Annotated in this window: 30 protein-coding genes; 4 read left to right on the top strand and 26 right to left on the bottom strand. The window is 41.8% G+C overall.

Going from position 1 to position 26,824, the window contains the following annotated elements:
- Positions 1 to 22: 22 nt before the first annotated feature.
- From atpG to BV214_RS05320, 15 genes are all read right to left on the bottom strand, one after another.
- A complete protein-coding gene (gene atpG / locus BV214_RS05390; RefSeq protein ID WP_086476473.1) occupies positions 23 to 883 on the bottom strand; it encodes an ATP synthase F1 subunit gamma in 861 nt (286 codons plus the stop codon).
- Positions 884 to 1,022: 139 nt separating this feature from the next.
- Positions 1,023 to 2,603: a F0F1 ATP synthase subunit alpha gene (atpA, locus tag BV214_RS05385; RefSeq protein WP_086476472.1), complete on the bottom strand. Its 1,581-nt coding sequence runs from the start codon at positions 2,601 to 2,603 to the stop codon at positions 1,023 to 1,025.
- 57 nt (positions 2,604 to 2,660) lie between these two features.
- Positions 2,661 to 3,200 (bottom strand): ATP synthase F1 subunit delta, encoded by a 540-nt coding sequence (atpH, locus tag BV214_RS05380; protein ID WP_086476471.1) that lies wholly within the window; start codon positions 3,198 to 3,200, stop codon positions 2,661 to 2,663.
- Between the two features lie 9 nt (positions 3,201 to 3,209).
- Positions 3,210 to 3,710, bottom strand: coding sequence for a F0F1 ATP synthase subunit B (locus BV214_RS05375; protein WP_086476470.1), 501 nt, complete (start codon positions 3,708 to 3,710; stop codon positions 3,210 to 3,212).
- Positions 3,711 to 3,797: 87 nt separating this feature from the next.
- Positions 3,798 to 3,989 carry an ATP synthase F0 subunit C gene (atpE, locus tag BV214_RS05370; RefSeq protein ID WP_176328460.1) on the bottom strand — a complete coding sequence of 64 codons (192 nt, stop codon included), beginning with the start codon at positions 3,987 to 3,989 and terminating at the stop codon, positions 3,798 to 3,800.
- A gap of 33 nt (positions 3,990 to 4,022) precedes the next feature.
- A complete protein-coding gene (gene atpB, locus BV214_RS05365; RefSeq protein WP_086476468.1) occupies positions 4,023 to 5,099 on the bottom strand; it encodes a F0F1 ATP synthase subunit A in 1,077 nt (358 codons plus the stop codon).
- Between the two features lie 112 nt (positions 5,100 to 5,211).
- Positions 5,212 to 5,610: a DUF6168 family protein gene (locus tag BV214_RS05360; protein WP_086476467.1), complete on the bottom strand. Its 399-nt coding sequence runs from the start codon at positions 5,608 to 5,610 to the stop codon at positions 5,212 to 5,214.
- Positions 5,610 to 5,840, bottom strand: coding sequence for an AtpZ/AtpI family protein (locus BV214_RS05355; protein ID WP_086476466.1), 231 nt, complete (start codon positions 5,838 to 5,840; stop codon positions 5,610 to 5,612). Before BV214_RS05355 ends, BV214_RS05360 begins: the two co-directional genes overlap by 1 nt.
- Positions 5,818 to 6,246, bottom strand: a complete 429-nt coding sequence (locus BV214_RS05350; protein ID WP_086476465.1) for a bactofilin family protein — start codon at positions 6,244 to 6,246, stop codon at positions 5,818 to 5,820. The genes BV214_RS05355 and BV214_RS05350 overlap by 23 nt, the downstream gene beginning before the upstream one ends.
- 4 nt (positions 6,247 to 6,250) lie before the next feature.
- A complete protein-coding gene (porW, locus tag BV214_RS05345) occupies positions 6,251 to 8,809 on the bottom strand; it encodes a type IX secretion system periplasmic lipoprotein PorW/SprE (protein WP_086476464.1) in 2,559 nt (852 codons plus the stop codon).
- 247 nt (positions 8,810 to 9,056) lie between these two features.
- The gene (locus BV214_RS05340) at positions 9,057 to 9,779 is read right to left on the bottom strand and encodes an ABC transporter ATP-binding protein (protein WP_086476463.1); all 723 of its coding nucleotides are present in this window, start codon (positions 9,777 to 9,779) and stop codon (positions 9,057 to 9,059) included.
- A 14-nt stretch (positions 9,780 to 9,793) separates the two neighbouring features.
- Complete coding sequence (locus BV214_RS05335; protein ID WP_086476462.1) at positions 9,794 to 11,266, bottom strand: DUF5687 family protein; 1,473 nt, start codon at positions 11,264 to 11,266, stop codon at positions 9,794 to 9,796.
- 61 nt (positions 11,267 to 11,327) lie between these two features.
- Entirely contained in the window at positions 11,328 to 12,017 is a 690-nt protein-coding gene (locus tag BV214_RS05330; RefSeq protein WP_086476461.1) for a hypothetical protein, read from the bottom strand.
- Position 12,018: 1 nt separating this feature from the next.
- Positions 12,019 to 12,657, bottom strand: coding sequence for a hypothetical protein (locus BV214_RS05325; protein ID WP_086476460.1), 639 nt, complete (start codon positions 12,655 to 12,657; stop codon positions 12,019 to 12,021).
- A 46-nt stretch (positions 12,658 to 12,703) separates the two neighbouring features.
- Positions 12,704 to 13,042 (bottom strand): PadR family transcriptional regulator, encoded by a 339-nt coding sequence (locus tag BV214_RS05320; protein WP_086476459.1) that lies wholly within the window; start codon positions 13,040 to 13,042, stop codon positions 12,704 to 12,706.
- 178 nt (positions 13,043 to 13,220) lie between these two features.
- Here BV214_RS05320 and BV214_RS05315 point away from each other — a divergent pair, with 178 nt between their 5' ends.
- The 3 genes from BV214_RS05315 (at position 13,221) to BV214_RS05305 (ending at position 15,866) form a co-directional block, all read left to right on the top strand.
- Entirely contained in the window at positions 13,221 to 14,270 is a 1,050-nt protein-coding gene (locus BV214_RS05315; RefSeq protein WP_086476458.1) for a ferredoxin--NADP reductase, read from the top strand.
- A gap of 88 nt (positions 14,271 to 14,358) precedes the next feature.
- Positions 14,359 to 14,862, top strand: a complete 504-nt coding sequence (locus tag BV214_RS05310; RefSeq protein ID WP_086476457.1) for a DUF2480 family protein — start codon at positions 14,359 to 14,361, stop codon at positions 14,860 to 14,862.
- Between the two features lie 71 nt (positions 14,863 to 14,933).
- Entirely contained in the window at positions 14,934 to 15,866 is a 933-nt protein-coding gene (locus tag BV214_RS05305) for a DUF3078 domain-containing protein (RefSeq protein WP_086476456.1), read from the top strand.
- A 315-nt stretch (positions 15,867 to 16,181) separates the two neighbouring features.
- Here the strand turns inward: BV214_RS05305 and hflX are convergent, their stop codons facing one another.
- On the bottom strand, positions 16,182 to 17,393 hold the full coding sequence (gene hflX / locus BV214_RS05300; RefSeq protein ID WP_086476455.1) for a GTPase HflX: 1,212 nt from the start codon (positions 17,391 to 17,393) through the stop codon (positions 16,182 to 16,184).
- A 115-nt stretch (positions 17,394 to 17,508) separates the two neighbouring features.
- On the opposite strand from hflX, the gene BV214_RS05295 reads away from it, so the two are divergent.
- Positions 17,509 to 18,444, top strand: coding sequence for an endonuclease/exonuclease/phosphatase family protein (locus BV214_RS05295; protein WP_086476454.1), 936 nt, complete (start codon positions 17,509 to 17,511; stop codon positions 18,442 to 18,444).
- Between the two features lie 7 nt (positions 18,445 to 18,451).
- On the opposite strand, the gene BV214_RS05290 is transcribed toward BV214_RS05295, so the two are convergent.
- The 10 genes from BV214_RS05290 to BV214_RS05245 all read right to left on the bottom strand — a co-directional run bounded on the left by BV214_RS05290 (position 18,452) and on the right by BV214_RS05245 (position 26,800).
- On the bottom strand, positions 18,452 to 19,165 hold the full coding sequence (locus BV214_RS05290) for a 3'-5' exonuclease (RefSeq protein WP_086476453.1): 714 nt from the start codon (positions 19,163 to 19,165) through the stop codon (positions 18,452 to 18,454).
- A 421-nt stretch (positions 19,166 to 19,586) separates the two neighbouring features.
- Complete coding sequence (locus tag BV214_RS05285) at positions 19,587 to 20,060, bottom strand: methylated-DNA--[protein]-cysteine S-methyltransferase (protein ID WP_086476478.1); 474 nt, start codon at positions 20,058 to 20,060, stop codon at positions 19,587 to 19,589.
- Entirely contained in the window at positions 20,060 to 21,181 is a 1,122-nt protein-coding gene (locus BV214_RS05280) for a CNNM domain-containing protein (RefSeq protein WP_086476452.1), read from the bottom strand. The genes BV214_RS05285 and BV214_RS05280 overlap by 1 nt, the downstream gene beginning before the upstream one ends.
- Before the next feature lie 219 nt (positions 21,182 to 21,400).
- Entirely contained in the window at positions 21,401 to 22,375 is a 975-nt protein-coding gene (gene hemB / locus BV214_RS05270) for a porphobilinogen synthase (protein WP_086476450.1), read from the bottom strand.
- 67 nt (positions 22,376 to 22,442) lie between these two features.
- Positions 22,443 to 22,853, bottom strand: a complete 411-nt coding sequence (locus BV214_RS05265; protein WP_317045166.1) for a YchJ family protein — start codon at positions 22,851 to 22,853, stop codon at positions 22,443 to 22,445.
- A gap of 32 nt (positions 22,854 to 22,885) precedes the next feature.
- Positions 22,886 to 23,050 carry a hypothetical protein gene (locus BV214_RS16730; RefSeq protein WP_176328459.1) on the bottom strand — a complete coding sequence of 55 codons (165 nt, stop codon included), beginning with the start codon at positions 23,048 to 23,050 and terminating at the stop codon, positions 22,886 to 22,888.
- A gap of 16 nt (positions 23,051 to 23,066) precedes the next feature.
- Positions 23,067 to 23,969: an oxygen-dependent coproporphyrinogen oxidase gene (gene hemF / locus BV214_RS05260; protein WP_086476449.1), complete on the bottom strand. Its 903-nt coding sequence runs from the start codon at positions 23,967 to 23,969 to the stop codon at positions 23,067 to 23,069.
- 71 nt (positions 23,970 to 24,040) lie between these two features.
- A complete protein-coding gene (locus BV214_RS05255) occupies positions 24,041 to 24,796 on the bottom strand; it encodes an EI24 domain-containing protein (protein ID WP_086476476.1) in 756 nt (251 codons plus the stop codon).
- A 181-nt stretch (positions 24,797 to 24,977) separates the two neighbouring features.
- Positions 24,978 to 26,006, bottom strand: a complete 1,029-nt coding sequence (hemE, locus tag BV214_RS05250; protein WP_086476448.1) for a uroporphyrinogen decarboxylase — start codon at positions 26,004 to 26,006, stop codon at positions 24,978 to 24,980.
- A 95-nt stretch (positions 26,007 to 26,101) separates the two neighbouring features.
- Complete coding sequence (locus BV214_RS05245) at positions 26,102 to 26,800, bottom strand: uroporphyrinogen-III synthase (protein WP_086476447.1); 699 nt, start codon at positions 26,798 to 26,800, stop codon at positions 26,102 to 26,104.
- Between the last annotated feature and the right edge of the window lie 24 nt (positions 26,801 to 26,824).

Genomic DNA, 26,824 nt, shown 5'->3' with positions numbered 1-26,824 from the left:
TTTGACTTCGCTAATGCTCCGTCTAATTGTTCAGCGCTTCCGCTCCTCCAACAATTTCCAAAATTTCGCTGGTAATAGCAGCCTGTCTTGCTTTGTTGTAGGTAAGTTTTAATTGATCTCTAAGTTCGGTGGCGTTATCGGTAGCCTTGTGCATCGCCGTCATACGGGCACCATGCTCACTAGCAAAAGAGTCCAATACCCCTTTGTACAATTGAGTTTTTAAGGATTTAGGGATTAACTCCTCTACAATCTCCTCTTTTGTTGGCTCGTAGATGTAATCGGCAATATCATCAGCCTCGCCTTCCATAGGAACTATGGGTAAAAATTGTTCGGTTGTTACAATCTGGGTGGCTGCATTTCGGAATTGATTGTATACAATTTCAATCTTGTCATAAACACCCGTAGAAAATAGGTTCATCAACTCCTCTGCAATTTCAGCAACATTCTCAAAGCTTAGGTGATCAAAAATATCACTATGATCTGCAATGACCTCATTGTTTTTACGCAGTATGTCATTCGCTTTTTTACCTATGGCCATGAAGTCTACCTCCTTATTGGCATAGACATTGTTGATTAAATGATTGCTTTGTTTGATGATATTGGAGTTAAAAGCTCCACACAAACCACGGTTAGAGGTGATAGCAACGATCAGTACTTTGTTTACCTCACGATTATCAGCGTAGATACTCCCCGAATCACCCTCCAAGCTTGCGCTAAGACCTTGCAAAAGCTCCGATAGTTTATCGGAATAAGGGCGCATGTTGGTAATAGCATCCTGGGCCTTCTTCAACTTAGCAGCAGATACCATTTTCATGGCACTGGTAATCTGCATGGTAGAGGATACCGAGGTAATCCTATTTCTTATTTCTTTTAAATTAGCCATCTTTTTTGGTGTTGAGTAATGAGGTTTTAATGAGCAGCATTGGTAAGGATTAACTTAGCTCCTTATCCCATGCTGCATCATTAATTGTCATTACACATTATATAAATAGACTTCTTATTGGATAACGAAATCCGCAAAATTAGCCTTTATATTTAGCTGATACTTCTTTGGCAACCTTCGTTAATACATCGATTACCTCATCGGTTAATTTCCCTGCCTTCAACTGATCAAGGATGGGGCGATGTTTAGCGTTCAAGAACTCGATATAATCCTTTTCAAATTCTTTTACCTTGGTTACTGGGACATCTCTTAGCAAGTTTTTAGAACCTGCGTAGATAATTGCAACCTGATCTTCCACTGTAAATGGATCGTTTTGTGCTTGTTTTAGGATTTCAACGTTTCTACGTCCTTTTTCAATCACATTTAAGGTAGCAGCATCTAGATCGGAACCGAACTTGGCAAAAGCTTCCAATTCACGGAACTGTGCTTGGTCTAGTTTCAGCGTACCCGCTACTTTCTTCATCGATTTAATCTGAGCGTTACCTCCAACACGAGATACGGAAATTCCCACATCAATTGCCGGACGCACCCCTTGGTTAAACAAGTCCTGAGTTAAGAATATCTGACCGTCCGTAATAGAAATTACGTTAGTAGGGATATATGCGGAAACGTCACCTGCCTGCGTTTCAATGATAGGTAGGGCTGTTAAAGAACCACCACCTTTTACCATTGGTTTTAATGCTTCTGGTAAATCGTTCATGTCCTTTGCAATGGAATCGTCAGCAATTACCTTAGCAGCACGCTCCAATAATCTGGAGTGAAGGAAGAAAACGTCTCCAGGATACGCTTCACGTCCCGGTGGACGTCTCAATAATAGAGAGATCTCACGGTAAGCAACTGCTTGTTTAGATAAATCATCATAAACAATTAAAGCAGGTCTTCCAGTATCTCTGAAGAACTCACCAATGGCAGCACCTGCGAAAGGAGCGTACACCTGCATGGAAGCAGGGTCAGAGGCATTCGCTGCTACAATAGTAGTATAAGCTAAAGCTCCATGCTCTTCTAAGGTCTTGGCGATTAGTGCAACCGTGGAGGCCTTTTGGCCAATGGCAACATATATACAGTATACAGGCTCCCCTGCATCGTAAAATTCTTTCTGATTTATAATGGTATCTATACAAACCGTGGTCTTACCAGTCTGACGGTCACCAATAACCAATTCACGCTGACCTCTACCTACAGGAATCATCGCATCAATTGCTTTAATTCCAGTTTGTAATGGCTCGGTTACCGGCTCACGGAAAATTACCCCAGGTGCTTTACGCTCCAATGGCAATTCGTACAGGTCGCCCGTAATAGGTCCTTTTCCATCGATAGGATTACCTAGGGTGTCTACCACACGACCTACAATTCCTTCACCTACTTTTATAGAGGCGATGGTCTGGGTGCGTTTTACAACAGAACCTTCTTTAACATCTCTGGAGGGGCTCAACAATACCACACCAACATTATCTTCTTCCAAGTTAAGAACGATACCTTGAAGTCCGCCTTCAAACTCTACAAGTTCCCCGTATTGAACGTTGGATAACCCATAAACTCTGGCAATACCATCACCAACATTTAATACGGTACCTACTTCGTTTAATGAAGCTGATGCTTCAAACTCCGATAATTGCTTTCTTAATATTGCTGATACTTCAGCGGCTTTAACTCCTGCCATTTGTTATAGATATAAGATTAGGACTCATTGTTATGCAACGTCGTCCAACGTAATTATTTATAAACTATTTGTAAACTCTCTTCTTAGGTTCTCTAATTTATGGGCGATACTTGCATCGTACTGCGTATCTCCAACCCTTAAAATAAAGCCTCCAATAATACTTTCGTCCACCTTATTTTCTAAGCTGGACTGGTTTCCGGTAAGTTGAACTACCTTATCCAATATTTGTTTTTCCAATTCCTCAGATAAAGGCACTGCGGTAGTAACTGTAGCTACTTCCTGGCCCTTTCTGGTTTCATTGAGAATTATAAACTTTTCTGCCACTTGCTGTAACATGGAAATCCTTTTGTTCTCAACCAAGATAGTAAACAGCCCTTCCGTAACTGGATTGCTGCCCGTAAAGATGGCGGATAAAGCCTCTTTCTTTGATTCTCTTTTTAGCAGTGGACTTGCCAACATTTCACGGAGCTCTGGGCTTCCAGAAATTGTAGCCATTATATTTCGCATGTCATTTTCCACTGCTTCGGTGGCATTGTTTTCCACTGCCATTCCCAAAACTGCCTTTGCGTAACGTACCGCTGCTCTAGATTCGTTCATTTTTTACCCTTAGTTAAGCTTAATATCCCCTACCATTTCTTCTACCAACTTCAATTGCTTCCCAGAATCGGAAATCTGTCCTTTTATTACCTTCTCGGCAATTTCCAAAGATAGGGTAGCCACTTGATCTTTAATTTCGGCAACGGCAGCTTTCTTTTCACCTTCAATGGCGGTTTTGGCCTGACTAATCATATTTTCTGCCTCTACCTGTGCCAAAGCTTTTGCATCGGCAACAATCTTCTCCTTCATCTCGCGAGCCTCTTTAATCATGCCATCGCGCTCCATGCGAGCTTCCTGTAACAGACGCTCACTATCTGCAGTAACATTTTGCATTTCCTTTTTGGCATTCTCTGCTGCCTCTAATGCATCCTTTATGCCAGATTCCCTCGCTTCAATAGCATTAAGAATAGGTCTCCATGCAACTTTTCTTAAGACAAGCAACAGTATTACAAGCAATAATAATTGCCAAAAAAACAATCCAAATGAAAACTGTTCTATTAATTTTTCCATGTTGTAATATTATGATAGATACGTGTAATAATTAATTTGGTAAAAAGAACAGCTATAACCAACCGTTATAGCTGTTTCTTTGTTTGATTAGGCTGCGAACAACGCTGCAAAACCGATACCTTCAATAAGAGCCGCAGCAATCAACATTGCTGTTTGAATCTTACCAGAAGCCTCAGGCTGACGCGCGATAGCATCCATAGCAGAACTACCAATTTTACCGATACCAAAAGCGGCACCAACAACGATTAATCCAGCTCCTAAAATAGTTGGGATTTCCATAATATATATAATTAATTATTAAACATTCTACTTTTAGTGATCGTCATGCTCCTCTACTGCCATTCCAAAATACAGGGCAGATAGCATGGTGAATATATACGCTTGTAGGGCGGCTACCAATAATTCCAAGAAAGAAAGTGCACTTGCCAAAACAAAGGACATAGAACTTCCTATCCAGGTTTTAAAGATAAACATCATCCCTAGGATACTCATTAAAATTAAATGCCCAGCTGTAATGTTCGCGTATAAACGAATCATGAGGGAGAAGGGCTTAATAAAGGTTCCTAGCAGTTCTATCGGAGCCAATACGATCTTCATGAATACAGGAACGTCTGGCATCCAAAAGATGTGTTTCCAGTAATTCTTGTTGGCTGTAAAAGCAGTGATGAAATAGGTGAACAATGCCAAGCAAAGGGTTACCGCAATGTTGTTGGTAACGTTTACACCTAGAGGCGATAGACCTAAAAGGTTAATAATCCAGATAAAGAAAAACACGGTCAATAAATATCCCATGTATTTTTTATAATGCTTTTCACCGATATTGGGAATAGCAATGTCGTCACGGATGTACAGGATAATTGGCTCCAAACCACGTCCAATCCCCTTAGGCAGCATGCTGCCACTGTAGGATTTGGCCATTTTTCTGAACATAAAGATCATTAGGAGCGAGACCGCAATGATGAATACCACGTTTTTGGTGATGGAAAAATCCAAGGGCTTTGCATTGGTAGCATGTCCTTCCTCATCATAATTGATGGTTCCCTGGGCGTCGGTTTTAACTATTTTCCCGTGGTACAGGGCGTAGTAGTTCCCATCTACCTCGGCCACAGACTGCCCATGGTCAAATTTAGAGGACATAAATACCTTTAAGCCATCGTCCCATATAATTACGGGCAGCGGAAAGCCAAAATGCGTATTCTTCTCTTCATCAATCGTGAAGAGGGTAAAATCGTGCGAATCCAATAAGTGGTGCGCAATGAATTCTTTAATTTCTGCCTTTACACTTCCTTGCTCATTTCCGGACGAAGCGTCCTCATCTTGTGCGAAAGCAGTGAATCCCAGAAGGAAAGTGGCGACTAAAAGAAATCTGACGTAAAAAGGTTTTTGCATATCGCTTAAAAATATCGGTCTCGAAAAATCCGTGCAAATGTACGCTTTTATTTAAAAAAGAAAAAAGCATTGGCCGGTTTATTTTAATGAGGTCCGGAAAACACTTGATGTGTTAAGAATTATTGATGGAGTTCAGGATTTTGGCTGTATAAAGGGTTTCTACTATGAGACCTACGACATAAGGGACAAAGAAGGCCGAAAATTCTATAGTCTCCATTTCACCATCTAGCTTATAATCGGGGTAAAAGACAATAAAAAAGACCACAAACTTTAACATACTTCCCGCCAAGTATAAAAATCCCAATTGGTCCTTAAAGGGTTCCCTAAAGATGTAAAGGATAGAGAAAATGGCAACCGCCATTATGATGTTGACCCCATAGGCTAATAAAATCTTATGATCCGTAAGGGGAAGGCCCAGCGCGTATAATATTAATAAGTGTAGCCCAAATACGAGAAGGTATGATAAGAACAGGGTGAAATAAAAACGGTGAAGGAGATTTTTTTTAAACATTAATTATTGATGCGTTTCAATTGTTGTATAACAAGATAAATGGAAACAACCACCCCTACTAAGGTAAGGATGATAACAAAGGTCTTAGATTCCATTTCAAAATAGTTGTCCAGCCATATTCCGCCCTTGGCCGCCAGGAAAATTATGATTCCCATTTGTATGGCGACCCCGGAGAGGATTGCGGCATTTCTTAGGCCATTGTTCTTTTTAGGAGATTTTTGCGGTTCCATTGGTTGTTACCTTGTTGGTGGAGGGGATGTTTGCTGTTTTGGCTCCTTTTCCCCTCATGGTGCAGGAGGCATTGAAAGTTGCCCCTGGTTCTACAGCCAGTTTTGCAACGCTTACCGTACCCTCTATTACGGCGGAGGCTTTTAGGGATAGGAGTTCGGTGACAATTAGTTCGCCTTCATATTTCCCCTCAATATCGGCCTGTACGCACTCTACTTTTCCTTTTATGATTCCTTCGGCACCAATAACCACCTTTCCAGTGGTTTTTATATTGCCTTCCAATTCGCCGTCTATCCTAAAATCTGCTTCAGATATGATATCTCCCTTTATTTTTGTGCTTCTCCCTATTCTGTTAGGTTGTCCGCCTTGTTCATTAGGTACGCGAGGTTTTTTGTTGTCTGAAAACATGATGTTAAGATTTTGGGGTTTTTATTTTTTTTAAATAGTCATCTAAGTTCTTATGCACTTGGATGATTTTGTAATTGGCCGACAAAATTACGAAATTCTCGTCATCGATTCTATAATCCTTGTTTTTTTGAAGCAATTCTGTATAACCTAGGGCAAAATCCTTGGCTCTAAAACCGTGTACAACTACGAAGAGTTGTTCTAAATTGTAGACATCCAAGGATACCTTGTTCCTATATCTTAATTCCTTAATGGAATTTTCTAATAGCTCCTTTAATCGGAGCGCTTTTTTGGCATCGCTGGTTTTTAGCGGGAAAACTACCTTCCAATTTTCGCTCCCACTACTTCCCGTTTCCATAGAGAAGGTTTTGTTTTCCAATTGGGGCAATTGCTGGGCAACTAGCTGTTGCGCTTTTTTGCCTTCGGGAGCATTGGGATAGTTCAGGGCTACATAGTTGAGGGCTTCCTTAAATTCCTCAAAGCCCTGTAGTCTCCCAATAGAATTTGCCTTTAGTAATTCTAGTTTTGGAACTATGGGGTCTCCAAGGTATTTGTTAATCTGAACCTCTGCACCGGTTATGACCTTTAGGTATTCTTGTCTTTGATATTGTTTGTATAGTTGGCCATACGCAAATTCTGGGCTATTGGTATCCTGGGCCAAAATGGCTTGGGGATTTAGTAGTATTTCTGCATAGCGAGATTCTGGGTGATTTTGTATGATGTTGTACCTCATGTCTTCTGCCAACGCACTCCCTTCTTCCTCGTAGATCTTATATAGATTGTATTTGCTGGGAATAATGAGCCGTTCTTCCGGATCCCTTCTTAAAACATCCTCTAATTTCCCCGCTGCCAAAGCGTTTTCCTTAAACTTTTCCTTGTAGATAAGTCCCAGCTGGTAATTGGCAAAATTGCGTTGGGTCCTTAAGCTGTCTATCAGATTCTCGTCGGTGGGTACTTGCTCCATATAATAGGATACCTGGTACCGTTGGTCTTCCCCCTGTGCGCCCACGGTTGGGGCTGCATCCCTACTGCCTGCTTCAACAATCGTTTCCGTGGCTGCCACCCTGTTTTTATTAGACCAGCGCCAATCGTCTTCCAAGCTGCGGGTTCCCCATTTGGATCTAAAATCGTTTTTGCCGTAGCCAAGGGCAGTGATGTTGTAGAAATAGAACTTGCCCTTGTTTTCCCTGCCTCCCTTGGTTTTTAAAAACGCCTCGAAACCTGCATTGGCCATCTGGGCAGTTTTTTTTCTGTCCTTTTCTGCGGCCGATTTTAGCTTGGCGATGTGTGACTCAAAATAGGCAAGGCGATCTGGGATGGAGAGTTCATATAATCCAATGATGCTGTCTGTGTGCTGCGCTATCTCTTCATATTTAATAACGTCTTCCAGATTGTCTAATATCTTTTTTATCTGTCGGTGTTTCTTGGAGGTTTCAGGGAGGTTTTGCAATACACTGTCATAATAGGCTCCCGAGAGTCGGTAATGGTTTCGGTCAAAATTGTAATTGGCCAGATTTTCATAGTTCAACGCGTTCAGTTGAGGCATATTGGTAGTGGCCCTTAGGGATTTATTATAGTAGACCAATGCCAAGCTATCCGATTTCTCCGCAGCATGAAATGTTGCCAATTCCCTGTAAATCTTATTTAAAAAGGGCCTGTTCTCCCGATTCTCCTCTAAACGGATTAAATGTTGGTATAGGGCGTCCCGGTTATCCGCTGTTAATTCCGTATTCTGTATTTTTTGAATGTGGGCGTTAATCATATAGACTCGGGGCGACTTCCTGTTTAAGGCAATCACCTTATCGAAGGCATAATTGGCACTGTCCTTATACCCTAATTGTTTGTACAGCTGGCCAATGATGTATAAATACCGTCCCTTTTCAGGATTTTTTTTGGTGTATGCGGTGGCAATTTTTAGTTGTTGTATAGCGGTATCCGGTATGTGGAGATTAATATAAGCCTGGGCCATCATGGCATGGGTGTCCGCATATTCTTGGTCCTTTAGACGCTCTTGTCGTAACAGCCGTTTTAGGTTTTTAATGGCCAGCTCTTCGTTTTCCAGGCGGATATGCACTTTTTCGCGCCAAATAGTGGCTTCGTTTAGCTTATCGCTCTGCGGGTATTTGTTTAAAATATAATTAAAGGACTCTAAGGCAGGCATATACCTTTGATCAAAATACCGGGCCTTTCCCAAAAGCAGGAAGGCTTCGTCCGTTTGCGGATTGCGTTCCCGGTTATTAATTTCCATACTGTGTTTCTGTATGGCTTTGGTAGCTTTTTCCTCGGCAATAATAAAGTTGGGGTTGTTGTCTTCGGAATCCAATTTTAAATCTTCCGTAACTTCCAGGCGTTCTACAGGCAGTACCTCCCAGTAGTTGTCTTGGTAGGACTCATAGAGTCCCTCCCGCCCTTCCTCAAAGGCAAGATTGCCATTGTACAAGCTATTGTATTGGGTATTTAGCGCATGCCAGCTTCTATTGAGCAAAGCATCCTTTTTGGTAGAGCAGGCATTAAATGCCAGACTACCAAATACGGCCAGTATTATTAGATTATTGCGAAGCTTCAAAATTAAACGTATTCGTACGTATTCTTAAACTATAAAATAGCGGGAATATTATGTAGTTGGTCGATAAAAGTAGGAATATTTTATGACGAAGGACAGTTCCTGTTGGACTATCCTATCTTGGGGTACTATAAAATTAAAATTAGGGGGATGTTTGCCTATCATAGAGGTGGCTGCCTAGCGTATGCTTTATGTAGGCAATTAGCTAGTGCAGCCTTATATTTAGATGGTTTCCTGATGGAAATATTGCCTAGCCAACGGCCTGTGTAGGCAAGCCATCGCCCCCAAAAAAGGCTTCCAGCTCTTTAAGGGTTTGGGTAGAGGTGTTTAGATCCTTCACCAACTCCCCTTTGTGCAATACCGCAATGCGCTCGCAAACCTCAGTGACGTGAATAAGATCGTGACTAGAGACTAGCACGGTCACCTGTCTGTTAAGGGTGAGTTGCTTTATAATACCTTTCAGTCTAATTTGGGTGGTGGGGTCTAAATTGGCGAAGGGTTCATCCAAAATTATGAGCTCTGGACTGCCAATAAAGGCGGCCACAATGCCCACTTTTTTCTGGTTTCCTTTAGAAAGGTCTCGCAAGTACTTTTTCTGTCCTAGGATTTCCCCGTGGAAAAAATCTTCATAACCTGCCAGGAACTCATCTACCTGTGCCTTGTTCTGCCCCCTTAATTCCCCTATGAAATAAAAATACTCCTCGGGGGTGAGGTAGCCTATTAGAAAAGACTCGTCTATATAAGCAGATGTAAAGGGTTTCCATGCCTCACTCTCGTCTACTACCACCTCCTTATTGGTAATGTGGCCCGTTGTGGGTTGTATCAGGTCTAGCATCAGGCTAAACAGAGTGGTCTTTCCTGCTCCGTTATTGCCTACCAGGCCAAAACTCTGGCCCTTGGGAATTTCTAAATCCGCTATATTCAATACCGTGGCACTAGCATAGGCCTTGGTTAGGTTTTCAATCTTAATCATAAAATATCTTCTTATTAAGCTTTTTGCTTGTAGGCAGCCAGCGTCTTATATTTTTCTTTTTTATAGATGCGTTCTATTCTAAGGAACACCTTGTTTTTAAAGGTGAAACCAAGCACTCCTGCCAGAACCACAAAAATATAGCCGGCGGTAGGACTTATTAGGTAATGTCCCAAGGCGTATACCAATAAGGGAAGGATTAATTTTGGGAGGGTTAGTAAGAGGGTCTTGGAGTTAAACGCCTGCTTGTCTCCAAAGGCTTTTTTATTGGAGCCTAGGTCTATGGGGGTTTTTATATAGGCCCCTCCCCAGAGCACCAAATAGGAATTAACCCCAATATTGTAAATAGCGCCTGCCACAACTGCCAAGTAAGCATCCCATCCAAAATAGAGATAAAAGGAGGCGAGAACCGTACTTAAAATAGTGGCAATGACCATTAAATACCATTTGGAATTTAAGTATTCCCTGTATTTTATATTCTGGCTCATCATTAAGGGGTAGTAGGCACTGTCCCAACTAGGAACAAACTGACCAAAACTAAATAGGAAGCCACCGGAAACAAAAATCCCTGCAAATATTTTCCATTCGGGACTGTCATAGGCTTCAATGCTCCTGGTAAAGAAAAGTAGTCCGTAAAAAATGAAGAGGACGCTCATAATTACGGTAGTCCTGGAGCGTTTGTTTCTTTTAATGAGTTTAATATCGTTCTTTAAAAAAGTACCCAGATTTCCAAAACGGTTCAGCCAGGTGTAATCCTCGGTCTGTGCGACCGATTTTTTGCCAGCTAAGCCGGCATCCAGATACATTCTATTTCTAAAGTAGCTAAAAGCGATAAAGGCAAGGGAGCTTAGTAGGATCCATGGGATGATGGCGGTCCATGGGGTGTGGTACAAGCTGTACAACACTGGTCCTGTATAGTGGGTGATATTGAAAAATCCAAAATACTGACTGGCTCCCAAGAGGGTGGCCACTGCGAGGAGGGCGTAAAAAACTTGATCCTTGTTGTTCATCAGGATATTGATGAAATTATTACACAATATCAAGGCCATAGCACCCAAAAACCATGTGAAAGTCCCTAAGGGCCGATATCCTTCCATTGACAATACCACGGAAAAGGGTAGGAAGAAGAATGCATGGGACCAATTAAAGAAGGAGATGATGGTTTTTCCCATGGCATACCTAACAATCCCACTTTTTTTAATGGGTAGGTATAATAATGGTTTTATGTTGGTGACGGGCATTTTTTGCAGCATAAACCGCAGGTAAAGGTCTACGACTAGGTAATAGACCAGAAATTGATTGGCTACCACCAAGGGATCGCCCCATCCGCTTTTTTTGATTAGGTAGAAAGCACCTACGCCCATGCCTAAAAAGACCAGCATAAAATAGATGGCCCCAAAAAACATCAGGATTTTGATGCCCAAGTTGGTTTTAAAAGAAGCAGCTCTATAAAAAGATTTCCATTCCAGGGAAATAAAGTGTCTTAGCATATAAGTTTTTGGTTATTACTTATCGGTTAGTGTTAAGTGCATAAGATTTGTTACAGCGAATTTATGCAATTCTGTATTCGGGATACGTTTCCTCCAGTAGTTCTTCTGCTTTTTGTGGGATGATGTTGGCAATTATATGGAGGAATAAGCACAGACAGGGGAGTGCAATGGATAGAATGATTAATAACCACTCCGCTTCTAAGTTGGTAGGGTTGAAAGGCCATGAGAATAAATATAGAGGGAGTATACCAATATTGGAATACCCAATTTGGTTAAATATCATGTCTTCTAGCATCCATTTTTTTTCCTTGGCGCCTTGTTGCTTTTTAAATTTAAAAAGCTTGTAGAATATAAATAGTACGGATAGGAGATAAATTCCGTAAACCACCCCAACTCCTATTTCGGCAGGTAATAGTCGTAATAGCGTATAGCAAAGTGCTATTAAGAAAACGGTTAATGCAACTTTAGGAAAGCTAAAATAGTCTTTAAAAAAACGCCAGATAAAGGAAAAATATCTTTTTTCCATAGCTTTGGTGCGTTCTGTAATAAGGTCTTGAAAGCCGAAAACCCCAAATTTTTTAAACTCCCTATTCAAGGCGTCTTTAAAATCAAGGTTCGGATTTTCTTGCCATTGCGTTTCTATTCCATTGCTCAAATGATCTACCAATTCGGTCTGTAGGTCGTAATGCTCCACAAAATGGTCACGGGTAAAGGTGTAAAGCGCTTGTATTTGCGATGGAGTAACTTTCATGTCATGCGATTTGGAAGTGAAGGACATATTCCTTTTTAAAAGTATGGATGATTCTTATAAAAGCCATGCCCGTTACAACGAATAGCGAGATAAGCGTGTAGTAAATTAAGGGTTGCTCTTGAAAAAACACCTTTGAATAAAAGGGGGAAAATAAAAACAGCATCCCTTGCTGAAAAATTAGTAAGGGTGTTCCTATTCGCTCCAATCCTGAAAAACGGTTTTTTCCAAATACAATCCTATAGGTGTAGCAATAAAAACACAGCATCACCAATAATACCCCTAATGGGATATATCTGTAAGTTGTAATTAGATTAAATGATTCCGCTCCCATTTTTAGGAGTAGTATGCAAGCCAAGAAAGCCAGAGCGCTTATGGGGGTGCACAGGTTGGTTTTTAGGGCTTGCAATACCTTAACATCTGTAACCTTCCTGAACTTTTTGTTCCACTTTAAGAGTTCTTTCTTGTTGACTACCATATAGGATTTAAACGCCTCATAAAATGAAGTGTTTTCCCCATTCATTGATTCCAGGACCCCAGTGGCCACATGATCTAGCATTTCCATACGAAGGTCTACATACGCAATCCCTGAATTTTTTAGATAGGTGTCTATAAAACTTAGTTGGTGTTGGTCTAATTTCATTTATTGGGGGATTTAATAATCGGGATGGCAGCCATTTTTGTAAGGTTTATTCTAAACTCCATTTAGGATTTACCAGTTGCTGCATGTTGCGGATAAAGTCTTCCAACGCTAGCAAACGGTTAACGGTCTCTTTTTCGCCCGCTTCTGTTAGTTTATAATATTTTCTAATTCTATTGTCTACTTTGGCAACCTCTACCTCCAAAAACCCTTCGGCTTCCAGCTTGTGAAGGGCAGGGTACAATGCACCTTCCGTAACCCGAAGCTCATCCTTGGTGATCTCTTTTACTTTTTGGGTGATTTCATATCCGTACATTTTCCCTTTTTCTTCCAAGAGTTTTAGGATAATGGTGTTTAAACTTCCTTTATATAATTTAGAATTCCTCATAATTGGTGGAAAAATGCTTTTTTAAGACGGCATCAGTAGTTAAGGTATAGCGGTATTTTTGCTTTTAAGTGTTAAATATAGGGATTTCTAACATACCTAAGATACTTAGGTATATATTATTTTACAATCCCGTTTTAAATCGTCCTTGCTTTGCTTAATTTTGTCACAAAGATTTAATATGGCCCAATTTTATTCACTTACGGTACAAAAAATAAAGCAACTTACACCAAGTTCAGTTGCAGTAACCTTTACTATTCCAAAGGATCTGATTCAGACTTTTGCTTTTACCTCAGGTCAATATATTACTATAAAAAAGGAAATTAAAGGGAAGGAATTGCGGAGATCATACTCCATTAGCTCATCGCCCAAGTCCGATTCTATCACCATTGGGGTGAAGAAGGTAGACAAAGGCGGATTTTCTGACTATGCCAATAGTAAATTACAGGTAGGCGATGTGTTAGAGGTAATGCCGCCAGAAGGTAGGTTTGTCTTTAAGCCTAGCAGTAGTCCTAAGAATATTGCTGCTTTTGCTGCAGGGAGTGGTATTACGCCAATTATGAGTATTGCCAAAACCGTCTTAGACAGTAATCCCAAAAATACGTTTGTGCTGGTCTATGGGAACAAATCGTACAAAGAAACCATGTTCTATACAGACTTGGTGAAATTGCAATTGGATTATCCCAATAGGTTTTTCATATATTTTATACTGAGTCAGACTCAGGAAGACGAATCCTTGTTTGGGCGTATAGATACCTCTACGGTAAACTATGTATTAAAGAACAAGCACAAGGACCTGGCCTTTGATGATTTCTACCTCTGCGGGCCAGAAGCCATGATTCATTTGGTGAAAGATCGTTTAAAAGAAAATGAAATCACTGAAGATAAGGTTCATTTTGAACTGTTTACCGAGACGGAAATCAAGGATGAACTTCCAGTAAACCTGGAGGGGAGCACACAGTTGACCGTATTGGTAGATGATGAGGAGTTCTCACTTAGTATGAGTAAGGAAACTGTGGTGCTCGATGCGGTGCTTAAAGAAAATATTGACGCTCCTTACTCTTGTCAAGGTGGTGTTTGCAGTAGTTGTATCGCAAGGATCAAAGAAGGAAAGGCCGAAATGGTAAAAAATCAAATTTTAACGGACGGCGAAATAGCCGAGGGATTAATACTAACCTGCCAGGCACATCCCACCACGCCTACCTTAACGGTAGATTATGATGATGTATAGGGGAATCCAATAGGCGGGTTTTCATTAAAAGCTTGTTAATAGGAGCTGGGGCCATGTATTTAGGGATATTTTTACTTAAATTTTGATTATGTCAGAGATTGTAAATCGCGTTGCGAATAGTAAATTGATCACCTTTGATCTGGAGGATTATTATCCTGCTGGGGAAAGGGTAGTGTTGGATATAAAGGATTGGCTGTATGAAGGGTTAATTCTGAGAGAGAAGGACTTTAGATCGCAATTGGAAAATCACGATTGGAGTAGGTACCAAGACTGTTATGTGGCGCTAAGCTGTTCTTCCGATGCCATTATCGCTGGATGGGCCTATATGCTCATTGGGACCAAACTTCAGCCTTTCTGTAAAAAAATGGTGATAGGAGACTTGGATACCTTGGAGTCTTCCCTTTACCAGGAAATTATAGAAAACTTGGACGTTTCGGAGTATGAAGGGAAGCCTGTTATTGTAAAAGGTTGCTCTAATAAGCCCGTGCCAGCCAACGCCTACTTATGGGTTACGGCCAAACTCCAGACCGTGGCAAGAAGCGTTATGTATGGGGAAGCTTGTTCTTCCGTACCGCTATATAAGGCAAAATAATTGGCGATAAGGTTCAAATTTTAGTCGGTAACCCCCTAGTTTTGTGTAAAATTGACTAATTACAAACTATTATGAGGAGAGTTGTACTTGCATTAATCGTTTTTATGGGCTTTCAATTGGGGTATTCCCAAACCTTGGAAGAACTTAATGCGGAAAAGAAACTAAAAACCGATTCCATTGCTGCGCTACAGGGACGGGTAGATGCCATTCAGAAAAAGATTAAGGCCCTACCTGGCTGGAAAACAGGAGCATTTGGTACTGTAGGTTTAAGTCTTTCTGGGTTTAACAATTGGTACTCCAAAGGGGCGCCAAACTCCAGTTCGGGTAATATAGGGGTTACGGCCAATGTGTATGCCAATTTGAAACAGGAGAAGTTTTTTTGGAGAAATTCCCTAAACGTTAATCTTGGTTGGGTGAAATTTGATGATAAGGATAATCCTGACGATGATGATAGCTTCCGCTCCGCTACCGATGTGTTTTCCCTAACGTCTCTCTACGGTCGTAACCTAAGTAATAAATTGGCGATTTCTGCCCTAGGGGAATACAGGACTACGATTATTGATAATTTTAACGATCCCGGATATTTAGATTTTGGTGTGGGTGCCACCTGGACTCCGATCACAGATTTAATTGTGGTAATACATCCCTTAAACTACAACTTTGTTTTTAGCAGTGGGGAGTCCGTTTTTGAGTCTTCTATGGGAGCCAAGATTGTGGCCGATTATACTAGACAATTGGGAAAGGTGAACTTTAAAACCAATTTGTCCATGTTCCAAAGTTATAAGTCGTCCGACTTTTCTAACTGGACCTGGACCAACTCCTTTGGGTATACACTGTGGAAAGGTATAGGACTAGGATTTGAATTTGGATTAAGGGATAATAAACAAGAGGCATTAACCTATGCCATCAATAATGTGGATGTAGGCGATCCCACCCCTACTTTTGATAATGTAGATAACGATTTACAAACCTATTGGTTGTTGGGTCTTAACTATTCCTTCTAGAGATACTAAACTATTTACCATAAAAAAAGCCCCTAATCTAGGGGCATTTTTTGTGTTGGTTAAGTCGGAATTTTTTGAAATTGGGTATTTCTAAATTCTTTTGTCAAGTGTCAATTTGGGGAAAAAAGGACATTTGAATATTTATTAAAGCGGCAACACGATTTAGGGGGAATATTACCGCTTAACTACCCTGTAAAACTAGGCAATGCCTATCAACAATCTTAATTTTTGTTGTGAAAGGTCATTAATGTGTGGTGTACCATGGCAAGGGGGTGTTTTATTCTGCCACTAACCTTAAGCAGTACAAAAACTTGGCTAATATTCATCCAAGTTTTCCGGGTATAGAAAATCGTTATAAGGGAATCTGGTGGTATGGATGCTTTTTACTGCGTCGTATACCTTTTTCCTGAAATCTTCTAAATTCTCCTGGTCTGTAGCCGAAATAAATACGGCATTCTCCCCGGACCGTTGCATCCAAGACTTCTTCCACTCTTCCAGGGTAAAGTGTTTACTGGTCTTTTCGGTAATTAGATCGTCTTCCTCTATGGTCTCGTGCTTGTAAAGGTCTATTTTATTGAAGACCATGATTGTTTTTTTATCGGCACATTTAATTTCCGATAGAATATGGTTCACAGATTCTATATGTTCCTCAAAGTTGGGATGTGAAATGTCTACCACGTGTAAAAGTAGGTCGGCCTCCCGTACCTCGTCCAACGTACTTTTAAAACTCTCTACCAATTGTGTGGGAAGCTTACGTATAAATCCGACCGTATCACTCAATAAAAAGGGAAGGTTCCCCAAAACTACCTTTCGTACCGTAGTATCTACTGTTGCAAAAAGCTTGTTCTCTGCAAAGACCTCACTTTTACTTACCACATTCATAATGGTAGATTTACCCACATTGGTGTACCCAACAAGGGCTACCTGTACCAACGATCCGCGATTTCCACGCTGGGTCTCCATTTGCTTATCTACCTTGCTCAGCTTTTTCTTTAACAAGGTAATGCGGTTACGTACAATACGCCTATCCGTTTCAATTTCTCGCTCTCCAGGACCTCTCATTCCAATTCCCCCTCGTTGTTTATCTAAGTGGGTCCAAAGCCCGGTAAGTCTGGGCAATAAGTATTCATATTGGGCCAATTCTACCTGTGTACGAGCATAACTAGTCTGTGCCCTTTGGGCAAAAATGTCCAGGATGAGGCTGGTACGATCCAAAATCTTACACTTCAACTGCCTTTCAATATTTCGCTGTTGCCCAGGGGTAAGTTCGTCATCGAAAATGACAGATCCTATATCGTTGTTTTTTACGTACGCTTCTACTTCTAGCATTTTCCCGCTACCTATATAGGTCTTGGGGTTGGGTACGTCTATCCGTTGTACAAAACGTTCGCAGACTTCCCCACCTGCTGTATAGGTGAGAAATTCCAATTCGTTTAAATACTCAGTTACTTTTTCTTCATTTTGGTCCTTATTCATTACGCCTATAAGGACCACTTTTTCATGATCTATAGTGTTTTTTTCTAGCATATATATGTTTATAATACAAAACTAAACAATAGTTGGCAAGCGTTTTCCTAATTTAGCCATCCATTAGATAATTTTCATAGATTTTTCGATTTTTAAGAGGAATTTAGTACAAAATATGCATACGATTGCCTTTTATAACCTAGAAAATCTATTTGATGCCCTATTAACGGAATCTACGCGAGACTTGGATTTCACTCCCGAAGGGTCTAGGAAATGGACTCCTAGGCGTTACCAACGAAAATTGGAGCGATTGGCAAGCGTCATTGGAACGATTGGTTTGGAAGAATCGGGGAAGCCTCCTGTGCTCCTTGGGGTTGCCGAAGTGGAAAATGGGGCCGTGGTACAGCAATTATTGGATACCCCGCCATTGAATGGATATAACTATGGCTATGTACATTATAATTCACCCGACGATAGGGGAATGGATACCGCACTAATATACAGCCGGGATCATTTTAAGGTACTGAAATCGCAACCCATCCCCTTGTTATTAGAAGCTTCAAATGGGGAGCCGGAAGCCACAAGGGATATCTTATATGTGCAGGGGGAATTAAATGGGCAGGTACTTCATATTTTTGTAAACCATTGGCCCTCCCGAAGAACGGGAAACCTGGAGAGCGATTATAAACGCCTCCTAGCTGCCAAAACCATTATTTCTTTTATGGATGGCATTGAGGCGGAGTTTAAAGAGCCTAGCTATGTGGTTATGGGCGATTTTAACGACGGACCCACCGCAGAGAGTGTACAAGCCCTTATGGATACCGATAAGCTCTATAACCCTATGCAAGACCTATATTCCCGTAGTCGGGGAAGCGTCCGCTATAGGGGGTCTTGGAATCTATTTGATCAAATTATGCTTTCCAAAGGATTTCTTACAGATAGGAAAGGGGGGCATAGGTATATAGGGGCCAATATATTTGACGAGGCCTTTCTTAAGGAAGCTAAGGGGAAATACAAAGGGACGCCATTTAGAACCTACAGAGGGGGTGGGTATAAGGGCGGATACAGTGATCACTTTCCCGTATATGTGCAGCTAATGTTAGATAGCTAAGAGCAGCCTAAATCCGCTTGATTTCCTCTTCCTCTAAGAGGCTGTCTCCACGTAACCTTAAAAACACCTGCGCCGTAGTGATGACATCTAGCTCGCAATAATTTATGATACGCCCCATGTTTTTCTCCTGGTAATAAACCTCTTTTACCATGCTGCCATCCAAATCTTCTTTAGGGGAAGCAATTCCCAGTACATTGGCCAAAAGTTTTAGGGAGGTAAAATGCTTGTAGTCGCCAAACTTCCATAGCTCCATAGTATCCAAATGTGGAATTTCCCATGGTTTCTTCCCAAAAAGATTCAATTTCTCTGGGATGGCTATGCCGTGGATAATCATCCGTCTGGCGATATAGGGAAAATCGAATTCCTTGCCGTTGTGGCCACATAAAAGGTGCTTGGGACTATTAAAGTGGGTGTCTAGAAGGCTTTTAAAATCATTTAAAAGTTTGGATTCCTCGCCATGGAAGGAAGTAACCCTATAGTTTCGTTGATCCCCGCTTATATTAAAATAACCTACCGAAATAGTGATGACCTTTCCAAACTCGGCCCAAATTCCGGCACGTTCATAAAACTCCTCCGCAGTAAATTCGTCTTTGCGCTGGTATTTGGATTTCTGCTCCCAAAGCTCTTTTTTGGTCTCGTCCAATAAATTAAAATGCGCTTGTTCTGGAACGGTTTCTATGTCCAAAAAAAGGATGTCTTCCAAATTAATAGTGTGTAACATAGGGGAGGGATATTTTTATTCCAATATACTTTCTTTAGGGAAGATACAAAAATGGAAATGGGGTTTCTTATCGGAAAGTAGGTATGTTAAATTGGGGGTAATTATGTTTGGATATTGGGTGGGAATTGTAGTATCTTTTCCAAAGCTTTCCAAGTGAAAAGATAGCGTTAGTTGGAATCATAAACAGATTTAGCAGCACCTACTTCAAAGGATATGTTGCTTGATTATACCACAAGTTCTTGCCAAGAGGCTATTCTTAAGAAAAAAGTGGGTAACCGACCCCTAGGTTGGTGAGAGCCTATAATTTTGCTGAGGATTTTCCTGATTTATCTTTTAACGGCAACTATCATCGTCCTAATGCGCTTTTACCGCCCTATAAGCCGGTTATTTTTAAGGGTTCCGACCATGTGGTTTGTAATTTTTAGAAGAGGGAGAGTTGCTTAGCTGGACTTTCGTGCTCCAAAAGCCATTTTTTTCGCTCTAATCCCCCTGCATATCCAGTAAGTGATCCGTCACTTCCAATGACCCTATGGCATGGAATTACAATCCATAGTGGATTTTTACCATTGGCGGATGCAACGGCCCTTATGGCCTTTGGGTCGCCCAAGGATTTGGATAATTCCCCATAAGTGACGGTCTGTCCATAGGGAATTTCCTGTAGCGCTTGCCACACCTTTTGTTGAAACGGCGTTCCTTCTGGATTCAATTGCAAACTGAACTCGGTTCTCTTGCCCGCAAAATATTCGTTTAATTGATAAACGGCATCCTCCAATACCTCGGGAATTACGTCGGTAAGTTTTTGGGATTCATCCAATAAGCTGAGGTAAGACAAGCCTGTTTCATCCCCTATTAATTTGGCAACTCCCAGGGGAGTTCCTACATAGGCCGTCTCCATCATTCCTGCTGCTTTTCTTCCCCGGTTATCCCAAGCTTTTTAGCGCGCTCCCTCCAGTTTTTCCGTGCCAAATGCTGTAAGTCGGCCACACTATCGCTTTCATCCACAATCTCCATACCCAACAAGGTTTCCAAAATATCCTCCATACTTACCACGCCGCTAACGGAGCCGTATTCATCTACCACCAGAGCAATATGCTCCCGTTTGGTAATAAAGGTCTCAAAAAGCTCTGGAATGGGGGTTTTTCGGTTGCTTACTAAAATATCCCGCTTTATTGTGGATAGTGGTGCCTCTCCATTTTCACGGATGATTTCTTCCAATACCTCATCTTTAAGGACAAACCCAGTGATATTGTCCATTTTCTTGTGGTAAACAGGGATCCTAGAAAAGGGCATTTGTGCATTGGCATTATAAAACTCTTTTATACTGGTCTCTTCGGAAGCAATTTTAACGACGGCCCTAGGGGTCATAATATCCTTTACCAGCACCTTGTTAAAGGTTAATAGGTTGCGGATTATGTTGGATTCCGATTCCTGGAACACTCCTTCCTCGTGGGCAATATCGGTCATGGCAGAAAAATCTTCTCTGCTCAATACGCTTCCTTCCATGCCTTTGCTGCTAATAAGTTTGGTAAAGAGTTGTAGCGCCCATAACAAGCCCGTATAGCGTAGTGCCCATACCATAATCTTGAGCGTTTTGGTAGTAAAGTTTACCAGTTGCTTCCAATAGGTGGCACCAATGGTCTTGGGAATGATTTCTGAGGCAATCAGAATAAGAATGGTCATGATGGTAGATACCAAACCTACCATAGCCCCTTCGGTAAAGTTGAGCCCTAAAAAGGTTCTGCTGGTGTCTTCGTAAAGTTCGGAATAGACCACTTTTGCCTGTACCCCAACCAAGATAGCACCCACCGTATGTGCCACGGTATTGAAGGTTAAGATGGCAATAAGGGGTTTGTCTACGTCTTTTTTAAGTACCTCTAATTCGTGCGCATAAGGTTTTCCCTCCTTTTTTTTTAGGTTGATGAAAGTGGGAGGTATACTCAAAAGAACCGCTTCCAGAATGGAACACAGGAATGAAAATAGAATTGATATAAATGCGAAAAAGAAAAGTAGGCCCATATACGTCGGATAGAGTACTAAAATAAGAATAATTTAATAAGGTTGGAGGGCTATGCTGCATTAGCGGCAAAAATATATTGGATTTGGTTCTTGGGTCAGACAATACATTTCTGTTATACTCCTTTGCCGCCTATAGGAGGGAAGAAAAAAAGCCTTGATGCGGATGCTTCAAGGCTTTTTGTAATAGTAGGTTTCGATGGATGGACTCCTAAAATGTGGTTATCCCAATAATTTTACGGCATCCTTGGCAAAATAGCTGGCAATGATATTGGCGCCCGCTCTTTTTATGGCGGTTAGTTGCTCCATCATTACGGCATCGTGATCTAACCAACCCTTTTCAGCAGCTGCCTTTACCATTGCGTATTCGCCCGATACTTGGTAGACTGCTACGGGTACATCTACTAGGTCTCTAACTTCCCTGACGATGTCTAGGTAACAGAGTCCAGGCTTTACCATCACAATGTCTGCACCTTCATCGATATCCATTTCTGTTTCCCTGAGGGCTTCCAGTCTGTTGGCGTAATCCATTTGGTAGGTTTTTTTGTCTCCAAAACCAGGGGCAGAATCTAAGGCATCCCTAAAGGGACCGTAAAAGGCACTTGCGTATTTAGCGCTATAGGCCATGATCCCCGTATTGATATAGCCTTCATCTTCCAAGGCCTCGCGGATACTCAATATCCTTCCGTCCATCATATCGCTGGGGGCCACAAAATCGGCGCCCGCTTCGGCATGGCTCAGACTCATCTCCGTGAGGATCTCTACGCTGTCGTCATTTATAATGATTCCGTCCTCTACAATACCATCGTGTCCGTAAGAGGAGTAAGGGTCAAAGGCCACATCGGTCATTACAAGCATTTCCGGACAGGCATTTTTAATTGTTTTTACGGCACGTTGCATTAGCCCTTTTGGGTTTGTTGCCTCCTTGCCCTTATTGTCCTTCAAATTTTCTGGAACCATGGCAAATATTAAAACGGATTTCAATCCCATGGCCCATAGTTCCTTAACTTCTTTTTCTAGAAGGTCCAAACTTAAACGATAGTAGTTAGGCATGGAGGGAATCTCTTGCTTAACTCCCTTTCCTTCTACTACGAAAAGGGGCACTAAAAAATCGTTTGGTGTTAGAATGGTTTCCCTAACTAGGGAGCGAATGGCTTCATTTGAACGAAGTCTTCTATTTCTTATTAATGGATGCATTGCTACGTTTTTTATTATTAAACAAAGATAAGGGAACTATGCCTAATCCGTATGGCTTGGCATTGGTTTATTGGGAGATGCCCACATACTGCCAAATGCCCTGTTCCTTTCTGAAAAGTGATTTCTCATGGATTACCGCTACCTGTCCATTTTCATAGAAATAGGCGTTAAAAGTAACGGTGCCCTTAGTGTCGTTCTTTTTACCCTTGGTGGTTTCCAAAACTTCTAGGCGGATCCAACTAACGGATTTGGCCCAGGCTACAATGGAGGCTTTTTCCTTAAGCGGCCTAGTACTCTTGTGATGACTCGCCATGAGGTAATCTCCATTGGCCATTACAAAAGCCGTGTATCTGGACCGCATCAACTGCTCTGCGGTGGTTACCATGGAGAGGTTGAGGTGCGCCACCTGGCAGCAATCGGGATAGGGTTTAAGGCTTCCACAAGGGCAGTTCATGGTGTTTTCGTTGGTGGTTTTCACTTACTGATAATGCTATGGGTGTTTTCGGGATCCTACTTGGCCTCTTTTTTCTGCTGATTAGAATGTTGTGCAAGGATTGCTTTTAAGCGCTCTTTCCTTTTTTCCTGGTCTTTTTTAATTTTATTCTTCTTTCTATTTACCAGTTTACTGTGCTTTGCCTTGGCCAGGGTGTTTTTTTCTTTTCCAGACTTTCCCATACGCTTTCCTTTGGGGTTATACCCATTCTTTTGGCTTTGTCAGCACTTTTATTAGTCGCTCTTCCTCACTTCCTTCTTCCGGATGGTGGTCATAACGCCATTGTACCTGTGGGGGCAAACTCATTAAAATACTCTCTATTCTGCCATTGGTCTTTAGTCCAAAGAGGGTGCCTTTATCGTGTACAAGGTTAAATTCTACATACCTGCCACGTCTTATTTCTTGCCAGGTCCGCTGCTCTTCGGTGTAAGGCAGGTCCTTTCTTCTTTCTACAATGGGAATATAGGCTTCTAAAAAGCTGTTGCCCACTTCGGTTTCAAAATTATACCAGTCTTCCATGCTCATCCCGTCGGTCGCTTTGCAATAGTCATAGAAAAGTCCGCCTACGCCCCTGGCCTCGTTCCTATGGGTATTCCAGAAATACTGATCGCACCGTTCCTTGTATTTAGCATAAAAGCTGGGGTGGTGTTTGTCACAGGCATTTTTGCAAACTGTATGGAAGTGTTTGGCGTCCTCATCAAATAGGTAGTAGGGGGTAAGATCTTGTCCGCCTCCAAACCATTGGTCTACGATATTCCCTTCTTGGTCGTACATTTCAAAATAGCGCCAATTGGCATGCACGGTGGGCACCATCGGATTTTTTGGGTGAAGGACTAGGCTTAGTCCGCAGGCGAAAAAATCGGCGTTCTCAACCCCAAAATACTTTTGCATGCTCTCTGGTAGGGCCCCGTGTACGGCGGAGATGTTTACCCCTCCCTTTTCAAAAACGGCCCCGTTTTCTATAACTCTGGTACGACCTCCTCCGCCTTCTGGGCGTTCCCAAAGGTCTTCTTTAAAAACAGCCGTACCATCTACTTCCTCCAATTTGGCGGTGATGGTATCTTGAAGCTGTACGATATAGTTGTAAAATTTATTTTTCATTTTTTCATTTTTTTTGATAGACCTAGGTGCAGGTCGGTCTCAACCTGCAAGGACTTTGAGACCTTGTAGGTTTATTTTCTTGGTAAATCATTCTTCGTATTTAACAGGGCAACCGTCCTAGTGGTAGCCGCTGTTACGGACAAGGGCAATACTAGGATCACCCCAATGACCGGAATAAAGAGAAACAGCATAAACACCAGGCCGTTTCCTATGGCCAATCCTTTGTTTTGTTTTACAAACAGAATACTTTCCCGATAGTTAAAATGCCGCTCTAGGGTATAGTCCATATTCCCAAAACCGGCATAGTAGGCCTGTACCAGCAATAATAAAAAGGCCGATACCACTCCAATTACGGGAATTAGGCCAAATAATAAAATAGGAATTGTCCATAGCAATTCCATCCCCAGGTTCCGCAGGTTAATGCGGAGTCCGCGCCAGAGTTGCTGGAAAAAACTAGTAGCTCTTTTGCTATGGGGTTTGGTTCCCAGGATGTGGGCCTCTATTTTTTCTGATACCGGACTCATAAAGGGTGCGGAAAGCGCCATTACTAAATGTTTGTACAGTATAAAACCTAAGACTAGAATGACTATTCCTCCAAGCACTTCAGTGATCGTTAGGACGGTCTGTTTTCCCCATTCCCATATCCATGCTTGGGAGAGGAAGCCCCCTATATTGTCTGAAAAGCCGTAGGCGGTAGTAATAATAAGAGTTGCCGTAAGAAGGCTAATAAGAATGGGAATCCAAAAGTACTTCCATAGCCCAAGGCGGGAAATGATCTTAAAAGTACCTGAATAGGCTGTAATACCTTTTAGTATATTTTTGATCATGGGCAGTGTTTTGCGTGAGCGATTGACGTGGCATCCTTTTATTTTCTCCACCATTGCTTTGGGGGTGTTCCTTTTGGTGGAAGCTAGGTCGTGATGGGGGATGCTGGTATAAAAATAAAAGATATAACGGAAAGCGCGACCCTTTTTTGCTTTTCTGCAAAAAAGGGACACGCCCCATTAATTAATTTCCGTATTCTTTTACTGCGTCTATAAAGGCTTTGGCATGGTCCAATGGAATGTGTGGGAGTATACCGTGGCCTAAGTTTACCACATATTTGTCCTTTCCAAACTCGTTAATCATTTGGGTGACCATTTTCTTGATTTCTGCCGGGGGCGACAACAATCTGTGCGGATCAAAATTCCCTTGCAGGGTTATATTGCCTCCAGAAAGGTACCTTGCATTCTTTGGGGAGCAGGTCCAGTCTACCCCTAGGGCAGAAGCACCGGATTTTGCCATATCACCCAAGGCAAACCAACATCCTTTTCCAAATACAATAACAGGAGTTTCGTCCTTTAAGGCATCAATTATTTGCTGAATGTACTGGAAGGAGAACTCTTGGTAGTCTACCGGAGAGAGCATGCCTCCCCAAGAATCGAACACCTGAACGGCATTAACGCCGGCCTTTACCTTGGCTTTTAAATAGGCGATGGTGGTGTCTGTAATTTTCTGTAACAATTGATGTGCTGCAACCGGATTGGTAAAGCAGAACTCCTTGGCCTTGTCAAAGGTTTTACTCCCCTGGCCTTGTACTACATAGCACAAAATGGTCCATGGAGAACCTGCGAAACCGATTAGGGGTATCTCGTCGTTCAGTAATTCTTTGGTGGCTTTTATGGCCTGCATTACATAATCTAATTCCACGTTAACATCTGGAATGATTATATTGTCTACGCCTTTTTGATCCCTCACCGGATTGGGCAAATAGGGTCCGAAATTAGGCTTCATTTCCACCTCTATATTCATGGCTTGTGGAATCACCAAAATGTCGCTGAACAAGATAGCGGCATCCATTCCGTACCTGCGGATGGGCTGTACGGTAATTTCACTTGCCAATTCTGGCGTTCTACAGCGGGTGAAGAAATCGTATTTGTCACGGATTGCCATAAACTCTGGCAAATACCTTCCTGCTTGGCGCATCATCCATACGGGTGGTCGCTCTACTGTTTCTCCTTTTAACGCTCTTAGGAATAAATCATTCTTTATGCTCATAGTATAAGGTTTAATTTCCGTCCCGCCATTTTCTATACTCTAGGCGTTTTTCGCTTGCCTTTACGGATTGGATTGCGGAGGGGACGACTATTAATTTATTTTGATTTATAATGTTCAACTACCTTTTCCAAGACGCTTTCTACCGTTGGTTTTTTGGCGACTACGATATTGGAGGTGTATTTTTTTGCTTCTTCTGCCGTGGTGGTCCCAATGCAGAAAGCGATACTGTCCGATAGGGTGTTTTTCATCTGATAGCTTTCTATACCGGTTGGACTAAAAAAGAGGATCCCATCAAAAGCGGTGCTAAAGCCTTTGGGGTTGGGGCTATTTTTATAGACCACCTGTTCCTTAAAATGAATGTTGTTTTCTTTTAGACTGGTCGGGATCTCGAACCTTCTTTTATTGCCACATAGGAACAAGAAGGAATGTTGTGAGTATTCTGAGACTAATATTTTTGCCAAATCTGCTCCGTAATGGGTCACTGCTACCACTTTAATCCCGTTTTCCTCCAATAACGCCTTTGTTTTTTCTCCTACACAATAGGCAGTGATCTGGGAGGAAAGATCTTTGGAATTCTTTATATGGTTGAGGTTGGCCGCTTCCTCTAGATTCTTTAAATAGGACTTTACCGTATTTTGACTGGTGAATATGACGTGCCTGTAGGAGGTGTCTATCTCCTGATAGAGCAGTTCTATTTTTAAAGAATCGTACGCCTCAATGTTAAAAGGTCCCTTTGATAGTAGGGCCGATTGCGAGGGACTGAGAATTTTGGTAGATAGCAGGCGTATGCTCATGGATATATAGTGTTAGGTCCGAGC

This window comes from Arenibacter amylolyticus (assembly GCF_002150785.1).
Taxonomy (GTDB): Bacteria; Bacteroidota; Bacteroidia; order Flavobacteriales; family Flavobacteriaceae; genus Arenibacter; species Arenibacter amylolyticus.
Note: the sequence above shows the minus strand (reverse complement) of the source record. Positions and strands in the feature narration are given on the sequence as shown.

Bases quoted from the DNA above. Each gene is read 5' to 3' on its own strand.
- BV214_RS05255 (WP_086476476.1), bottom strand. From the start codon at position 24,796: ATGATCAAAAATATACTAAAAGGTATTACAGCCTATTCAGGTACTTTT.
- BV214_RS05320 (WP_086476459.1), bottom strand. From the start codon at position 13,042: ATGAGGAATTCTAAATTATATAAAGGAAGTTTAAACACCATTATCCTA.
- BV214_RS05375 (WP_086476470.1), bottom strand. From the start codon at position 3,710: ATGGAAAAATTAATAGAACAGTTTTCATTTGGATTGTTTTTTTGGCAA.
- atpH (WP_086476471.1), bottom strand. From the start codon at position 3,200: ATGAACGAATCTAGAGCAGCGGTACGTTACGCAAAGGCAGTTTTGGGA.
- BV214_RS05310 (WP_086476457.1), top strand. From the start codon at position 14,359: ATGTCAGAGATTGTAAATCGCGTTGCGAATAGTAAATTGATCACCTTT.
- BV214_RS16730 (WP_176328459.1), bottom strand. From the start codon at position 23,050: ATGGGAAAGTCTGGAAAAGAAAAAAACACCCTGGCCAAGGCAAAGCAC.
- BV214_RS05355 (WP_086476466.1), bottom strand. From the start codon at position 5,840: ATGGAACCGCAAAAATCTCCTAAAAAGAACAATGGCCTAAGAAATGCC.
- atpE (WP_176328460.1), bottom strand. From the start codon at position 3,989: ATGGAAATCCCAACTATTTTAGGAGCTGGATTAATCGTTGTTGGTGCC.
- BV214_RS05290 (WP_086476453.1), bottom strand. From the start codon at position 19,165: ATGTTACACACTATTAATTTGGAAGACATCCTTTTTTTGGACATAGAA.
- BV214_RS05245 (WP_086476447.1), bottom strand. From the start codon at position 26,800: ATGAGCATACGCCTGCTATCTACCAAAATTCTCAGTCCCTCGCAATCG.
- BV214_RS05295 (WP_086476454.1), top strand. From the start codon at position 17,509: ATGCATACGATTGCCTTTTATAACCTAGAAAATCTATTTGATGCCCTA.
- BV214_RS05280 (WP_086476452.1), bottom strand. From the start codon at position 21,181: ATGGGCCTACTTTTCTTTTTCGCATTTATATCAATTCTATTTTCATTC.
- BV214_RS05305 (WP_086476456.1), top strand. From the start codon at position 14,934: ATGAGGAGAGTTGTACTTGCATTAATCGTTTTTATGGGCTTTCAATTG.
- hemF (WP_086476449.1), bottom strand. From the start codon at position 23,969: ATGAAAAATAAATTTTACAACTATATCGTACAGCTTCAAGATACCATC.
- hemE (WP_086476448.1), bottom strand. From the start codon at position 26,006: ATGAGCATAAAGAATGATTTATTCCTAAGAGCGTTAAAAGGAGAAACA.
- BV214_RS05330 (WP_086476461.1), bottom strand. From the start codon at position 12,017: ATGAAAGTTACTCCATCGCAAATACAAGCGCTTTACACCTTTACCCGT.
- hflX (WP_086476455.1), bottom strand. From the start codon at position 17,393: ATGCTAGAAAAAAACACTATAGATCATGAAAAAGTGGTCCTTATAGGC.
- hemB (WP_086476450.1), bottom strand. From the start codon at position 22,375: ATGCATCCATTAATAAGAAATAGAAGACTTCGTTCAAATGAAGCCATT.
- BV214_RS05340 (WP_086476463.1), bottom strand. From the start codon at position 9,779: ATGATTAAGATTGAAAACCTAACCAAGGCCTATGCTAGTGCCACGGTA.
- BV214_RS05360 (WP_086476467.1), bottom strand. From the start codon at position 5,610: ATGTTTAAAAAAAATCTCCTTCACCGTTTTTATTTCACCCTGTTCTTA.
- BV214_RS05325 (WP_086476460.1), bottom strand. From the start codon at position 12,657: ATGAAATTAGACCAACACCAACTAAGTTTTATAGACACCTATCTAAAA.
- BV214_RS05315 (WP_086476458.1), top strand. From the start codon at position 13,221: ATGGCCCAATTTTATTCACTTACGGTACAAAAAATAAAGCAACTTACA.
- BV214_RS05350 (WP_086476465.1), bottom strand. From the start codon at position 6,246: ATGTTTTCAGACAACAAAAAACCTCGCGTACCTAATGAACAAGGCGGA.
- atpA (WP_086476472.1), bottom strand. From the start codon at position 2,603: ATGGCAGGAGTTAAAGCCGCTGAAGTATCAGCAATATTAAGAAAGCAA.
- atpB (WP_086476468.1), bottom strand. From the start codon at position 5,099: ATGCAAAAACCTTTTTACGTCAGATTTCTTTTAGTCGCCACTTTCCTT.
- BV214_RS05335 (WP_086476462.1), bottom strand. From the start codon at position 11,266: ATGCTAAGACACTTTATTTCCCTGGAATGGAAATCTTTTTATAGAGCT.
- atpG (WP_086476473.1), bottom strand. From the start codon at position 883: ATGGCTAATTTAAAAGAAATAAGAAATAGGATTACCTCGGTATCCTCT.
- BV214_RS05285 (WP_086476478.1), bottom strand. From the start codon at position 20,060: ATGGAGACGGCCTATGTAGGAACTCCCCTGGGAGTTGCCAAATTAATA.